At 69.0% G+C, this 15,185-nt stretch carries 7 protein-coding genes and 1 pseudogene; all 8 read right to left on the minus strand.

From position 1 onward, the window contains the following. Positions 1-85: 85 nt before the first annotated feature. Positions 86-1,631: pseudogene (locus ACFMRZ_RS21790) on the minus strand (acyl-CoA carboxylase subunit beta). Beyond that, a complete protein-coding gene (gene pks13 / locus ACFMRZ_RS21795) occupies positions 1,631-6,946 on the minus strand; it encodes a polyketide synthase Pks13 (protein ID WP_400180541.1) in 5,316 nt (1,771 codons plus the stop codon). Before pks13 ends, ACFMRZ_RS21790 begins: the two are co-directional and overlap by 1 nt. Before the next feature lie 76 nt (positions 6,947-7,022). Then, positions 7,023-8,945, minus strand: a complete 1,923-nt coding sequence (fadD32, locus tag ACFMRZ_RS21800) for a long-chain-fatty-acid--AMP ligase FadD32 (protein ID WP_280271160.1) — start codon at positions 8,943-8,945, stop codon at positions 7,023-7,025. Between the two features lie 220 nt (positions 8,946-9,165). Next, positions 9,166-10,227 (minus strand): LLM class F420-dependent oxidoreductase, encoded by a 1,062-nt coding sequence (locus tag ACFMRZ_RS21805; protein WP_280271161.1) that lies wholly within the window; start codon positions 10,225-10,227, stop codon positions 9,166-9,168. Between the two features lie 142 nt (positions 10,228-10,369). Beyond that, on the minus strand, positions 10,370-11,365 hold the full coding sequence (locus ACFMRZ_RS21810) for a cutinase family protein (protein WP_400180542.1): 996 nt from the start codon (positions 11,363-11,365) through the stop codon (positions 10,370-10,372). After that, positions 11,362-11,880 carry a DUF732 domain-containing protein gene (locus tag ACFMRZ_RS21815; RefSeq protein WP_400180543.1) on the minus strand — a complete coding sequence of 173 codons (519 nt, stop codon included), beginning with the start codon at positions 11,878-11,880 and terminating at the stop codon, positions 11,362-11,364. Before ACFMRZ_RS21815 ends, ACFMRZ_RS21810 begins: the two co-directional genes overlap by 4 nt. Positions 11,881-12,087: 207 nt before the next feature. After that, positions 12,088-13,923, minus strand: a complete 1,836-nt coding sequence (locus ACFMRZ_RS21820) for an alpha/beta hydrolase-fold protein (protein ID WP_400182937.1) — start codon at positions 13,921-13,923, stop codon at positions 12,088-12,090. A 176-nt stretch (positions 13,924-14,099) separates the two neighbouring features. Then, positions 14,100-15,161, minus strand: coding sequence for an alpha/beta hydrolase family protein (locus ACFMRZ_RS21825; RefSeq protein WP_280272338.1), 1,062 nt, complete (start codon positions 15,159-15,161; stop codon positions 14,100-14,102). Positions 15,162-15,185: the final 24 nt, after the last annotated feature.

Genomic DNA, 15,185 nt, shown 5'->3' on the forward strand with positions numbered 1-15,185 from the left:
GCAAAAGACACCCCGTCCACCTGCCGTTCCACGGGATTTCACCGGTCCGGGCAGACCTCGCCCGGCATGGGGGTGTCGCGCCGACCTACAACGGCAGCAGGTGGTGTTTGCGCGGGTTGCGTTGCAGCTTCTTGTCGCGGAGCAGGTGCAGGGCGCGGCGGATTTCCAGGCGGGTGGTGGCGGGTTCGATGACCGCGTCGATGAAGCCGCGTTCGGCGGCGACCCACGGGTTGGCCATGGTGGCGTTGTAGAAGTCGATCATCTGCTGCCGGACGACCTCGCGCTGGTCCTCCGGCGCGGCCTCGATCTGCTTGCGCCCGATCAGGCTGACCGCGCTCTCGGCGCCCATCACCGCGATGCGGGCCGTCGGCCACGCCAGGTTCACGTCCGCGCCGAGCTGCTTGGAGCCCATCACCGCGTACCCGCCGCCGTAGGCCTTGCGGATCACCACGGTCACCTTCGGCACCGACGCCTCGACGAACGCGAACAGGAACCGGCCGCCGCGCTTGATGACACCGATCTTCTCCTGCTCCACACCGGGCAGAAAACCGGGCGTATCCACCACCAGCACCAGCGGGATCTCGAACGCGTCGCACAACCGCACGAAATGCGAGGCCTTGTCCGACGCGCGGGCGTCCAGCGCACCGGCGGAGACCATCGGCTGATTGGCGACCACGCCGACCGAACGACCGTCCACCCGGGCGAATCCGGTGATGATGTTCAGCCCCGCCTGCGCGCCGACCTCGTGGAATTCGCCGTCGTCGAAGATGCGCAGCAGGATGTCGTGCATGTCGTAACCGGCATTGTCGGAATCCGGCACGATCGAGTTCAGTTCCAGGTCGGAATCGGTGACCTCGGGCTCCATGCCCGGGTTCACCACCGGCGGCTCCTCCTGGCAGCTCGTCGGCATGTAGCCCAGATACTGACGCACCCAGTCGAAGGCGGCCTTCTCGTCCTTGGCGACGTGGTGGATATTGCCGTATTCGGCCTGGCTGCGAGCGCCGCCGAGTTCCTCCAGGCTGACGTCCTCGCCGGTGACCTCGCGGATCACCTTCGGCCCGGTGACGAACATGTACGCCTCTTCGGTGGCGACCACGACATCGGTGTTGATCGGCTGGTACACCGCCCCGCCCGCACAGCTGCCCAGGATCAGCGAGATCTGCGGCACCATGCCCGACAGCGGCTCCACCTTCAGCGCGATATTGGCGTACCAGGCCAGCGAGCTGACCGCCTCCTGCACGCGCGCGCCGCCGGAATCCTGGATGCCGACCACGGGGCAGCCCACCTTGGCCGCGAACTCCATGATCGTGCAGACCTTGCGGCCGAACATCTCACCGACCGACCCGCCGTACACGGTCTGGTCGTGCGAGAACACCGCCACCGGACGGCCCTCGACGAGACCGTGCCCGATGACCACGCCGTCGCCGTACAGCGCGTCCTTGATGCTCGGATTGCGAACCAGCGCACCGATTTCCACGAAGGTGCCCGGATCGACCAGCATGTTGATCCGATCGCGCGCGCTCGGGATGCCCTTGCGCGCCCGCTTGGCCACCCCCGCCTCACCTGCCGGCTCCTGCGCGAGCTTCGAGCTTCTTCCGCAGGTCGGCAAGCTTCTCGGCGGTCGTACTCACTAGATTCCTTTCGCGATCGCAGCCAATTTCTGCGTCAGGTCGGCACCGATGGTGGCGATGCGCGGCTCGTCGATGATCTGGAGATGATCACCCGGGATGCGGATGATTTCCAGTGCCGGGAGGTAGTCGTCCCAGCCACCATTGGGCTGCCGTTCGGCGAAGCGGGGCTCGAGTTCGATCATGCCGTCGTGATAGCGGTCGGCGAGGTACAGCACCACGTCACCGTCGTAGTGCGACGGCTGCGCCTTCTCGAGTTCCCGGCTGTCGAGCCAGGACGTGCGCTGATGCTCGATCACGCCGCCGGGGATCTTCACGTCGGCGAACTTCAGCAGATCGGTGATGATCTTGTACTGCTCCGCGTCGGACGCGTCCGCCAGCTCGCGCAGCATGTCGTCGTCCAGCTCGCCCTCGATGCCGTAGGTCTTCTTCGCGAACTCCTGGAAACGCTCGACGCGGGCGCGCCGCCCCTCGGGGCTGCCGTCCTCGGGCTCGACGGGCAGCGCGAGATCGATCAGCCCCACCAGCCGGACGTCGTCGCCCTCGGCCCGCATCAGCTGCGCGACCTGGAGCGAGAAGACGGCTCCCAGCGACCAGCCGTAGAAGACGTAGGGCCCGCCGGGCTGGAGTTCCCGGATCTTCGGAATGTACTGGCGCGCACGATCTTCCATCGAACCCTCGACGCGCTCGAAGCCGTACATCGGCGTGTCGCCGGGCAGGCGCTTCAGCAGCGGCTCGTAGACCAGCGTGTTGCCGCCCGAGGGATGGAACACGAAGACGGGCACGGCATCCGAGCCCGCGGTGCGCCCGCGCAGGGTGCGCACGAAGCCGTCGACATCCCCGGCGCTGTCCTGGTGCTGCCGCACGATGTCGGCGAGCTGCTCGATGGTCTCGCAGTCGAGCACGTCCTCGACGTCGAGCTCCGCGCCGACCCGCTCGGACAGCCGCGCCGCCAGCTTCTCGGCGGTGTCCTGGTCCAGGATCGGCAGGGTGTCGAAGACGCCGCCCGGCGACTTGCCGGTGATCGTGGCCCAGGTCGCGTAGGTCAGCCGCTCGGCGGCATCGCGCGGGGGCACGTTGTCCTCGGCCGACTCCTCGCCGAACAGCGACGGCTGCACGGGAGTCTGCGCGGTCGCGGGCTCCGGCTTTTCGGGCGCGCTCTCGGCCAGCTTGTCCTTCACGACGGCGGCCGGGTCCGCACCGGACTCCATGGCGGCCCGCGCGGCGGCGACGAAGTTGTCGTCGACGGCCAGCGAACCGCCCTCGGCCGCTTGCTGTTCGGCGATCGCGGCGACCTCGTCGCGGTGCTCGATGGCGTAGCGCAGCACCTTGGCGACCTCGTTGAGGCTGGCGTCGCGCACGGCCGCGACCTGCAGCTGCGGGATGTCGAACTCGTACTCGACCCGGTTCTTGATGCGCATGGCCATCAGCGAGTCCAGACCCAGCTCCATGAGCGGGATCTCCATCGGCAGGTCCTCCACGGCGTAGCCCATGGACTCGGCGACGATGATCGCCAGCCGCTGCTCCACGGTCTGGGCGCCGCTGGGGTTCCACCTGTCGCCGATGGTCTCGGCGACCACGAGATCGGCTGTGCCGCCGCCGTTCCCGGCGAAAGACGTGCCGGGAATTTCCGAGGTGGACGTGCCGGGAACTTCCGAGGTGGACGCGCCGGGAACTTCCGAGGTGGACGCGCCGGGAATTCCTGAGGGGGACGCGCCGACAGAGCCCGACGGGGACGTGCCGGGACGACCGGAGGACGCGCGCGACGCCCCCGTCACCACGGCCTCGAACAACAACCGGAAGGCGCCGTCCTGCTCCCCGTGCACCTGCACCGAGGCGCCGCCGAGGTGCGGGGTGAGCGTGGTGGTCAGGTTCCCGGACGCGGGCAGCGGCGAATGCGCGACGGTCGCCCCGACCGCCACGCCCGAAAGCACCTGCGCCGCAGCGGAACTCACCAGCCCGGACAGGTCGGTGACGGCCGCCGCCGACACCTCCCAGGCGTGCCGTCCGTCCGGCAGCGCCACGTGCGAACCCGGCACCCGCCCGGTCCCCCCGCCGGAGGCGATGGTGACCGTCGGCCAATATTCCTTGCGCAGGAAAGCCGTTCGCGGAATGTCGGCGAAATCACCGGCGGGCAGCAGCGACGACAGATCGACCCGATGCCCCTGCACGTACAGCTGCGCCAGCGCCGAGATGATGCCCGCGGCCTCGTCCTCCTTGCGCTTGAGCGTGGGGATGAGCGCCGCGTTGTGCACCCCGGCCGCGAAGGTCGTACCCAGCACCTGCATCAGCGCAACGGAATTCGGCGCGAGTTCCAGATAGGTGGTGATGCCGGTGTCGACGGCCTGCCGCACGGCGTTGGTGAAGTACACCGGGTGCCGCATGTTGGTGACCCAGTAGTCCACGTCGTGCACCGGGTCCGAGCCCGCGCGGTACACGGTGGCCTTGTGCACGGTCGAGTACAGGTCGGCGGTCAGCTTGGTGGGCTCGATACCGGCCAGCTCGGCCGCCAGCTCGCCCAGCAGCGGATCCATCTGCGAGGTGTGTCCGGCGCCGCGAGTCTGCAGCACCCGGGCGAACTTGCCCTCCGATTCGGCCCGCGCCACGACGGCATGCACCTGGTCCGGCGGCCCGCCGATCACGGTGTTGGTGGGCGCGGCGTACACCGCGACCTCGAGGTCCGGGTAGTCGGCGAGCACCTTCTCGATGTCCTCGGCGCTGTACTCGACCAGCGCCATATTGCGGACGTCGGCCTCGGTGAGCATCTGCTCGCCCTCGCCCATCAGCCGCGACCGCGCGCAGATCACCCGCACGGCGTCCTCGAGGTTCATGCCGCCGGAGATGTAGGACCCCGCGGCCTCGCCCTGGGAGTGGCCGACCACGCCCTCCGGCTCGGCCCCGTGCGCCCGCAGCAGCGCGGCCAGGCCGAGCTGAATGGCGAACACGCCGACCTGCGACGTGCCGACGTCCCAGTCCTGCGCGTCGTCGAGCATCATCTCCCGGACCGAGTAACCGGCCTCGTCCTGCACCAGTTCGTCGACCTCGTCGACGGCGCGGGCGAAGATCGAATTCTCCAGGTAGAGCTGCTTGCCCATCTTGCGGTGGTGCGACCCGAAACCGGACAGTACCCACATGGCGCCCTTGGCAGCGGGGGCGTCGGCGGTGAACACGCCCGGCCCCGGCTTGCCCTCGGCGATGGCGCGCAGCCCCGCGACGGCCTCATCGTGGGTCTTGGCCAGCACGACGCCGCGCGAGCGGCCGTGGTTGCGCTTGGCCAGCGAGCGCGCCACGGACTCGAGCGAGGCCGCTTGTCCCGCTTCGGATTCCAGCCAGTCGGCCAGGTCGGCCGCGGCCCGTCGCCGCCGCGAGGGCAGGTACGCGGACACGGCCAGGATCACCGGCAGCGGTTCGGTGCGCTCGGCGGTCCACTCCGGCGTCGGGTCCGCCGTCAGTCCGGCGCTCTCGGCGATGGTCGGCCCCTCGGCCACCGGTGTCCCGTCCGCCGACTCGGCCTCGGCGGCCGCGAGCACGGCCTCGGCGTCCGCGACGATCCCGGTGTCCTCGTTGTCCAGATCGGCGGACGATGCCGGGGTCTCCGCCGCGGCGGGCACATACTCCTGGATGACCACGTGCGCGTTGGTGCCGCCGAACCCGAAGCCGGAGACGCCGATGGTCGCCCGCCCGCTGTAGCGCGGGAATTCGGTCGGCTCATCGATGACCTTCAGATGCGCCTGCTCGAACGGGATGTAGGGGTTGGGCCCGGCGAATCCGATATTCGGCGGAATCACGTTGTGCTGCAACGACATGACGATCTTGGCCAGGCTCGCGGCCCCCGCGCCCGACTCCAGGTGCCCGAAGTTGGTCTTGACCGATCCGAGCAGCGCGGGCTTATCGCCCTCGCGTCCACGCCCGATGACACGCGCCAGCGCGTCCGCCTCGATGGGATCGCCGAGCAACGTGCCGGTGCCGTGCGCCTCGACGTAATCGACCGACGACGGGAGGATTCCGGCGTCCCGGTAGGCGCGGCGCAGCACCTCGGCCTGGGCATCCGGATTCGGCGCCAGCAGACCGTTGGAGCGGCCGTCGTTGTTGACCGCGGAACCCTTGACCACGGCCAGGATTCGGTCACCGTCGCGCTCGGCGTCGGCCAGGCGCTTGAGCACCACCATGCCGCCGCCCTCGGAGCGGACCATGCCGTCGGCGTCCGACGAGAACGCCTTGATGTGGCCGTCCTTCGCCACCGCGCCCGCACCGTCGAAACCCAGGGTCGCGAACGGGGCCAGGATCATATTCACGCCGCCGGCGAGCGCCACGTCGGCATCGCCGCTGCGCAACGCCTGCACCGCCTCGTGCACCGCGACCAAGGTCGACGAGCACGCGGAATCCACGGAGACCGACGGACCCCGGAAGTCGAAGAAATAGGACACCCGGTTGGGGATGATGGACGAGACGCTGCCGGTGATCCCGTAGGCCGCGGCCGTCGCCGGAGTGTTCGCGTCGACCGGGGCGCCCGCCGCCATCGCGGCCAGGAACATGAAGTCGTTCCCCGACGAGCCGATGAACACGCCGACCGGCTGCCCCTTCAGATCACTGGCGGGAATCCGGGCGTGCTCCAACGCTTCCCAGGTCAGCTCCATCATCAGGCGCTGCTGCGGGTCGACGCGCTCGACCTCGATCGGCGACATCGCGAAGAACTCGGCGTCGAACCCCTTGACCACGTCCTGGTCGAGGTAGCCGCCGCGGGTGTTCGCCTGCTCGACGGCCGCGGCCATCTGCGGCTCGGCGGTGAACTCCGACCACCGGCCCGACGGCAACTCCCGGATCCCGTCCCCGCGATTGATGAGGAACTCCCACGTCGACTCCGGCGTGCTGCCCGCACCCGGCAGCCGGGTCGACAGGCCGACGATGGCGATGTCGTGCGCCTCCCCCGGCTGGTAACCGGCGGTATAGAAGGAGTCGTCGGTCGATTCCGCGGGCTCCTCGGGCACGCCGCCGGCCGCGATCACCTCGGCCAGTGAGCCGATGGTCGGGTGCTGGTACACGACCGTGGCGCTCAGCATCACCCCGGTGAGTTCCTCGATGTCGCCACCGAGGGCGAGGGCGTCGCGCGAGGCCAGCCCGAACTCCTCCATCGGCCGGTCCACCGTGATCTGCTCGATCGGCTGGCCGGTGGCGTCGGCGACCCAGCGCCGCAACCACTCTCGCAGCTCGGCCACCGACATCTCGGTGGCCGGTGCGGCGGCCCGGGTGTCGTCGCTGACCGCATCGCTCTCGGGCGAAACGGCGTCGGTCGTCTGAGTGCCCTCGTTGTCAGCCATCAATTCCTCAAGCTACCTGGGTGGGGGTGTCGGGTGGGCAGGGATCGACAGCCAGTATCGCAAGCGCGGATGTCGCTCACTCTTCCTCGGGGGCGTCCGGGAAGGCCTGTTGCGTGTAGCCGCCCCGCAGGGTGCCCTCCAGGTACGCGGCCCGGCAGGCGCGGCGGGCGATCTTGCCGCTCGAGGTCCGCGGGATCGAACCGGCCGGCACCAGCAGCACGTCGCGCACGGTGACGCCGTGCCGCTGCGAGATCGCCGCGCGCACCGCGTCGGCGATCGGCGCCGGATCGGCCTTGTGCGCGCCCGGACCACGCTCGGCGACGACCACCAGTTGCTCGGAGGCATCGTCGGCGTCGTACTTGATGCCCGAATGGCTGTCGGCCTCGAACACCTCGGCCGGGAGCTGGTTGGCCGGTACCGAGAACGCCGCCACGAAGCCGGGGCGCAGCAGCTTACTGGCCTCCTGCGCCGAGTACTCCAGATCCTGCGGGTAGTGATTGCGGCCGTCGACGATCACCAGGTCCTTGACCCGGCCGGTGATGTACAGCTCGCCATCGATGTAGACGCCGTAGTCGCCGGTGCGCATCCAGGTCGCGTCGGCGGGGGTGCCCTCGGCCTTGCTGCCCTCGGGCAGGCGGTTGGGCAGCAGGTTCTTGAAGGTCTTGCGGGTCTCGTCGTCCCGGCCCCAGTACCCGATGCCGATGTTGTTGCCGTGCAACCAGATCTCACCGACCTGGCCCTCGGGCTGCTCGCGCGGGCCGGCGGGGTCGTCGACCGTCTCCGCGTCGACGATGGCCGCCCACTGCGACAACGCGACGTACCCGCAGCTGACCTGCGCGATGGCGTTGGCGGTGCCCTGTTCGACCTTGACGATCCGGCCGGCGTTCAGCTCGTCGCGGTCCACGTAGATGACCTTGGCCTCGTCCTCGGCCCGGGTCGCGGAGACGAACAGCGTGGCCTCGGCCATGCCGTAGCAGGGCTTGATGGCCGTCTTCGGCAGGCCGTAGGGGGCGAACGCCTCGTTGAATTTCTTCATCGAGGAGGTGGTGACCGGCTCGCTGCCGTTGATCAGGCCGATGACGTTGGACAGGTCCAGCGTCTCGCCGTTCTTCGGCAGGCCGCGAGCGGCCGCGTGCTCGAAGGCGAAATTCGGTGCGGCGGCGAAGGTTCCGGCGCCGTCGGAGACCGCGGCCAGCTCCTTGATCCAGCGGCCCGGACGCCGGACGAAGGCGCTGGGCGACATGATCGTGATGAACTTGCCGCCGATGGCGGGCAGGATCACGCACAGCAGGCCCATGTCGTGGAACAGCGGCAGCCAGGTCACGCCGCGCGAATTCCAGTCCAGGTTGATGGCGTTGATCATCTGCAGCAGGTTGGTGCCCACCGCGCGGTGGGTGATCTCGACACCGGCCGGGGTCCGCGTCGACCCCGAGGTGTACTGCAGATAGGCGATGTTGTCCACGGTGATGTCGGGGTAGGCCCAGGCCTCACCGAGCGAATCGGGCACCGCGTCCACCGCGATGACGCGCGGGCGCTGCGCGGCCGGCAGCGGACGGAAGAACTGGCGCACGCCCGCGGCGGAGGAGCTCGCCGTGAGGATGGCCGAGGGCTTGCAGTCGCCGAGTACCGCGTGCAGCCGATCGGTGTGGCCGGGCTCGTCCGGGTCGAACAGCGGGACCGCGATGGTGCCGGCATAGATGGCGGCGAAGAACGACACCACGTAGTCCAGCCCCTGCGGCGCCAGGATCGCGACCCGGTCACCGGGCTTCGTGACCTGTTGCAGGCGCGCGGCGACCGCACGCAGGCGGATGCCGAATTCCTTCCAGGTCAGGTCCTGGTACTCGCCGTCGCGCTCACGGGAGTAGTCGATGTAGCGATAGGCAAGCGTGTTCGCGTCGTTGCGGGTGTGCTTCTCGACGTAATCGACCAGAGTGCGCCCCTCGGGAATGCTGATATTCCCGGATTCGTCCAGGTAGTCGTCGAAAGTCTCGTCCGTCATTCCTTCTCCTCCGAGGCACACGCAGCACGGCATCATGGCCGCTGTTACCTGTGAGGCCCCGACTCTCTTACGCCCGCGGGCGCTCTGTGGTGCAAGAGCATGCCTGCAGCTTTTCCGGCGGTCTGCGCGGTGACCACCTATCGGCTAGATGTACTCAAACCAGGGACATGTTACAGAGCAGGCCCCGGCGCGGTCCCTGGTGCGAGTGAACATGACTCGGTCACGCCTCCCGTAGCAACGGGATCACCGGCGCGAAGGCATCCATCTGAGTCGGAAACACTCCGACATAAGACATCGAGGTGAGTTTGCGCACGTTACGAATCTGCTCCGCTATCTCCTCGAATGTGCCGATCGCCACATAGGGCGAGGTGAGTATGTCTTCGACCGAAAGCTGTACGTCCACTTCGAGGTCGGGGTGTAGGCCCTTCTCGATTGCGGACAATGCCATTTCTGCCGTGCGCTCGCGGTCGTCGGTGATCACCACGGCGGTGATGGTCCAGTTCAGTTCGATATCCGCGAACCGATCGCCGGCCGCCTGCTTGATCAGGTTCACCTTCTCGACGGTCTTGTCGAGGGTGATGCCCGACAGCAGGCCCTTGCCTTCCTTCGTGGTCCGCGGCACCACCGAGATGATGTCGGCGTGCTTGGCGGCCAGCCGCAGCATCTTCGGCCCGCCGCCACCGGTCACCAGCGGCGGGCGCGGGCCCTGCCGCGGCCGCGGCGTGCCCTTGATGCCGCGCACCTGGTAGTGCTTGCCCTCGAAGTGACATTCCTGGCCGCGTAACAGCACGTCCAGGATGGTCAGCGTCTCGTCCAGCTTCTCCAGCCGCACTCCCGGCGACTCGTAGGGGATGCCGGCGGCCTCGAACTCGCTCTTGATCCAGCCGGCGCCCACGCCCAGTTCCAGCCGGCCCTTGGACAGCACGTCGATGGTGGCGGCGTCCTTGGCCAGCACCACCGGATGCCGGAAGCCGTTGGCCAGCACCGACGTTCCGATGCGGATCCGCTCGGTGGCCACCGCCAGCGCGCCCAGCGCCGCGATCGGGCCGACCTGCGGGCCGAGGTGGTCGGGCACCGCGAACGAGTCGTAGCCGTACTCCTCGGCCTGCTGCGCCAGCTTGACGAACTTGCGCGCCCCGCCCTCCTGCTGGTTGCCCTCGCCGGCGGCCGCGAACCGGAACTCGCGCGGCGGCGTACCCAGCGCAGTCACCTCGGCAGCAGCCGATGCACGGCTCGCCGTGGCGGCCGGTGTGCGGCTCGCCGTGGTGGCGGCTTCTGTCATTTACCTCATGCTCCTGGCTGTCCGGAATGGCTACGACGCCGGGCCGATCCGAGAGGAAGCGGCTCCGGCGTCGCGATCATCGCTGCACTTTACAGCGTGCCCACGAAACCTTGGGGGCCTCGGGGTTGACCCCTGTTAACAGTCACGAATGGGGCGGGTACGGAGCGCCCTCGATCAGGTCTGCCGCCCAATTCGCCGTCCACTGCGTGGCCGTGGTGCCGTTCTCGTCCACCTGGAAGGTGTTGTACAGGGCGTGCACCGGGTTTCCGACGGCTCTGACCAGCGTCATCAGGCTCGGGATCATATTGAACGGGTTCAGCGCCTGCTTCGGAGCGTCGCAGATCAAATCGCCCGGCGCGCAGATGGTGTAGGTCCGATCCGCGAGTTCGCCGAAGCCGCCCGGGCGCGATCCGGTCATCTTGATGCCCGGGACGTTGAGGCCCTGCAGCGCGACCTCCGCGCCCACGCCCGGCGGACTCGGCCCGACCGCGGCGGCCTGGCCCGGCCCGAAATCGCGGCGGCCGTCGGCGATCAGCATCACGCCGAGCACGCGGTCGGCCGGAACGGGACCCTTGCCCGCGCCGATCTGCGCGGCGATGTCGCCGCCGATCACCGCGCCCTGCGAGAAACCGGCGATCACATAACTGGTGAGCGGGCAGCTTTTCGCCATCGATGAGAGTTCGTCGAGAGCCCGCCCGGCGCCCTCCGAGCGGCTGTTGTTGTAGGACTGCTGGCCGTCCGGCGGGATCGCGATCGGATTGGAGAATTGCGCGACGTAAGGGACGGTGTAAACGTCCAACCGGCTGTCCGGGAACCGCTCGCGCATCGGGTTGCTGACGTTGAGCATCAACGAGATCGGATTGGCGCTCGGGTGGTGCGGATCGTCGTTGCTGTTGGACTCCCACGTCCCCGGAATCGACAGCAACTGGACGTCCGGGCAGGAGGCCGGCTGGCTGGTCGGCGGGCCCGGCTTCGGCGGCGTCGGCTTCGGCAGCCGCAGCGGACCGGCCAGCAGGTACCACAGCAGCAGCACCACGACCACCAGCACGACGATGCCCACCAGGAACAGCAGGCAGCCGGGACGACGGCGACGACCGCGGCCGCTGCCTCCCGGATAGCCCGAGCGTCGTGCGTTCACTTGTTGCAGTAGGTCTGGTTCGCGGTGTCGACGTAGATCCGGCCGGCCTGTTCGACGGGCATCTTCTGCGGGTCGAACGCCGGGTCGGAACCGGCCATCGCGTTCACGTAGGTGGTGATCTGGTCATCGGGCAGGCCCGATGCCTTGCCCTGGCAGACGAAGCTCGCCGTGGTCACCGCGATGTCCGGGGTGGGGCTCAGGCCGCGCTTCTTCAGTTCCTCGATCAGCGCCTGGTCCTTGGCCGACAGCTCGGACGTATTGCCCGCGGCGACCGAGGGTTCCACCGGTTCGGGCCGCTCCATCGCACCGGTGGTCGGCGCGGCGGGCGGGGCGCCCTCCTCCGGCGGCACCTGTACCACCGAGGGGATGGTGGGACCGGCGGTCGCGGTCGTGGCCGAGGTCTTCAGCGTCGGCGTGCTCGACGCGGTCGAATCGTTGTCGCCGCAGGCAGCGAGCAGGCCGACGGCGGCGAGCGACACCACGACGCCGGTTACCTTTCCACGGGTCCGCAACATGAATTTCGTTTCCTCGATCTGTGCAAGCCAACGGGACGCGGTCCAGGCTACTTGTATTTTGCTCCGCTTCGCTCCGCGGTTCGCGGCCCTTGAGGCTCGATTCTTCCCTCCTCCGCTCCTCCGCTTCGCTCCCCCGCTCCGTCAGTCCAGAATCGAGCCGGGCCGCGAACTTACCGGTGTACATCCGGAACAGGTATTCAGGTCTGCTCAGAGGCCGTGTATTTCCGGCTTGCCGTCGCGGACGACTATGAAGCCGGTTTGGAAGTTCTGTTGGATGCCTCCCGGTACCGGGAACTCGTCGCTGGTGGGGTAGCCGAGGCGGCCGTTCTCGAAGCCCTGGCGGCCCCACGCCTCCATGATCAGGCCGTTGCGTACCGCCCAGGAACCCGAGAGCGGGCTCCAGTAGATGTTGCCGCCCTCGAACGCGCTGACGCGGCCGAGATCCTTCAGCGGCTGCTCCTCGGCGACGGGGAAGCCCAGCGGACTGTTCTCGAAGCCCAGTTGCGCGTACTTGCCGAGGATCAGGCCCTGGACGCGATGGGCTCCGGTCTTGTCGCTGAAGTACATCGGACTGTTCTCGAAGCCCTGCACCGCGCCGCGCTGGTTCGGGGTGGGCTGTTCGGGGCCCGTGGGGTAACCGGCGGGACCGCCTTCGAAGCCCTGTGCGCCCCACTCCTGCAGCATCGCGCCGCGCACCATCTGGGCGCCGGTCTGGGGCGTCCAGTACACCGAGCCGTTCTGGAAGGACTGGAATCGGCCGCGGCCGTCGGGCAGGCCCTGATCGTCGCCGACGGGCAGACCCAGTGGCCCGCCCGGCCCGGCCGCGGCCTGATAGGCGCCGCCGATCATCCCGGCCGCCGCATGCGCCCCGGTCGACGACGACCAGAACACCCTGCCGCCCTTGAAGTCCTGTGCCGTGCCGCCGGGCACCTGGTATTCGGGCGTCACGCAGCCGCCCAGCCAGCCGTTCGCCTGTGCCACGGCCGCGATCGCGCCGCCCGCACCACATTCCGTCGCGGCGGTGTCGGCCCCCAGCGCGGCCGCCGCCTGCGGCCAGGACTGGCGCATCTCGAAATCCCAGTAGGGCCAGGTGTGTGTGCCGGAGGCCCGGTAACTCACCTGCACCGGGATCGACAGCTTGTTCAGCTTCCCCACGAAATTCTGGCTGGTCAGCCGGGACAGGATCTCCAGGCCCATACCGGCGTAGTTGGTGCTGATCGCGGGCAGGTCCGGGCTCGGGCTGTCGAAGGCGCCGGTGGTGCCGCTACCGGCCGAGACGTAGAGGCTGACGCCCTTCAGCTTGTCGGCCAGCGCGTACGGGTCGTGGGCGGCCCATTCGGGGTCGCCCGGCGGACCCCACATGGCGTCGGCGTCGAAGCCGCCGGCGTCGCGCATGGCGAACATGATCGCCTGCGGCATGCCCAGCGTGGTGGTGGTCAGGAAGCCCGAGTACGAGGCGGCGTACCGGACCCAGCCCGGATTGCGGCCCGCCAGGAACATGGCGGCCGTGCCGCCCATCGAGAGTCCGGCCACGCCACGGGCATTCGTGGCCCGCCACTGGCTCTCCAGCAGCGGCGGCAGCTCCTTGGTGAGGAAGGTTTCCCACTTGTAGTTCTTGCCGTTGTTCGGCTGCGCCCAGTCGGAGTAGAAGCTGGACTGGCCGCCGATCGGCAGCACCACGGTGACGTTCTTGTCGGCGTAGAAGTCGACCGCCTGCGCGTCCTTGGTCCAGCCACTCTCGTCCTCGGTGGCGCGCAGGCCGTCGAGCATGAACAGCAGCGGAAAGCGCGCGTCCGGCCGGACGTTCCAGTCCCGCGCCAGCAGCAACTGGACCTGGACCGGCGTACCCATGGACGGCGAGTCCACCCACAGCGACACCCGCCGATCGGTGAGCCACACCGCCTTCTGCACACTCGCTCCGGCCACGGCCGCCGGGGCGACCTCGGGCTGCGCGGTAGCGATCGCGGCGGAATAGCTTGCGGTCAGCGGCAACAGCGCGACGGCGGTAAGGGCTCCCAGCTTTTTGCAGCTCAGCCGCGTCAGAGCGCGCCTGGCTCGCCCCCGCCGGAAATTTGCCACACCTGCCACAGGAGTGTTGTACCTCGCGGCGGGCGGGTAACCGCGCGCGACGCGCGGAAACCGGTCGACTTACCCCCGAAATGCGCTGGGGCGCCGCGTGGTCGAACCACGCGACGCCCCGAGGCGGTATGTCGTGCCGGTTATCCGGCGTTCAGTGCGGCCAGGATGCCCGGACGCGCCTTCCACAGCTCGTCTTCCCAGTACTTCCAGGAGTGCGTGCCGCTGGCCGGGAAATCGTAGGTGGCCGGGATGCCCAGCGAGTTCAGCCGGGACTGGAAGGAACGGCTGCTCACCATCGAGATCGCCTCGAGGGCCATCGCGTTGCCGGTGTTGAACAGGCCGACCGCCGAACCCGGGCTGTCGTGCGGGCCGGGCAGGCCGCTGCCGGAGGAGATGAACATCGGCAGGCCACGCAGCTGCGGGGCGAAGACCATCGGGTCCGAGCGCAGCCACTGCGGGCTCCACGGCGCGGCCATCGAGTCCACGTTGAAGCGGCCGGCGTCGAGCATCATGACGCGGATCGCCTCACGCATGCCGGGCGCGTTCCAGTTCAGCGGGCCCGAGAACGCGGCCGCGTACTTGAACTGGTCGCGGTGGAAGGCCGCCAGGCGCAGCGCGGCCGGGCCGCTCATGGACAGACCGCCGACGGCCCAGTTGTTGCGCGAGACGCCGTAGTCGGCGAGGAAGGTGGGCAGCTCCTGAGTGAGGAAGGTCTCCCACTTGTAGGTGAACTTCTGGCCGTTGGTGTTGCTGGGGGCCTGCCAGTCCGCGTACCAGCTGGACTGGCCGCCGACCGGCATCACCAGGGTGATGTCGTCGTTGCCGAACTGCTGCTGCGCGTTGGTCTCGAAGGACCAGGCGTTGCGGTCGTCGCGGGCGCGCAGGCCGTCGAGCAGCAGCATGGCGGCGTTACCGCCGTTGCGCGCCCACTGCACCTGCACCTTGACCGGGCCCATGCTCGACGGGACCATCAGCTCTTCGTAGCCACCGGCCGGGGTGCGATGCACCGGGGCCACAACCGGGTTCGCCAACGCGACCGTCGGGGTCGCGGCGGCTGCCGCGAGCGGGAGAGCCAGGGCCGCTGCGCCGGCGGCGAACAGCCGTGCGCGCCAACCGAACTGAGCATTTCGCCGTCCTGGCTGGACCGTCTCCGACGCGAGCGTCGAATCGGACGCCGGCGCGGCGGATCTGCCGAAACGCATGGATCTTGCTCTCTTTCTGCTGCT

Origin of the sequence: Nocardia sp. N2S4-5 (assembly GCF_044628355.1) — a bacterium.
GTDB classification, from domain to species: domain Bacteria; phylum Actinomycetota; class Actinomycetes; order Mycobacteriales; family Mycobacteriaceae; genus Nocardia; species Nocardia wallacei_B.

What these genes read in the sequence shown, in the direction of transcription:
- pks13 (WP_400180541.1), bottom strand. Translation starts at nt 6,946, where the DNA reads ATGGCTGACAACGAGGGCACTCAGACGACCGACGCCGTTTCGCCCGAG.
- fadD32 (WP_280271160.1), bottom strand. Translation starts at nt 8,945, where the DNA reads ATGACGGACGAGACTTTCGACGACTACCTGGACGAATCCGGGAATATC.
- ACFMRZ_RS21805 (WP_280271161.1), bottom strand. Translation starts at nt 10,227, where the DNA reads ATGACAGAAGCCGCCACCACGGCGAGCCGCACACCGGCCGCCACGGCG.
- ACFMRZ_RS21815 (WP_400180543.1), bottom strand. Translation starts at nt 11,880, where the DNA reads ATGTTGCGGACCCGTGGAAAGGTAACCGGCGTCGTGGTGTCGCTCGCC.
- ACFMRZ_RS21825 (WP_280272338.1), bottom strand. Translation starts at nt 15,161, where the DNA reads ATGCGTTTCGGCAGATCCGCCGCGCCGGCGTCCGATTCGACGCTCGCG.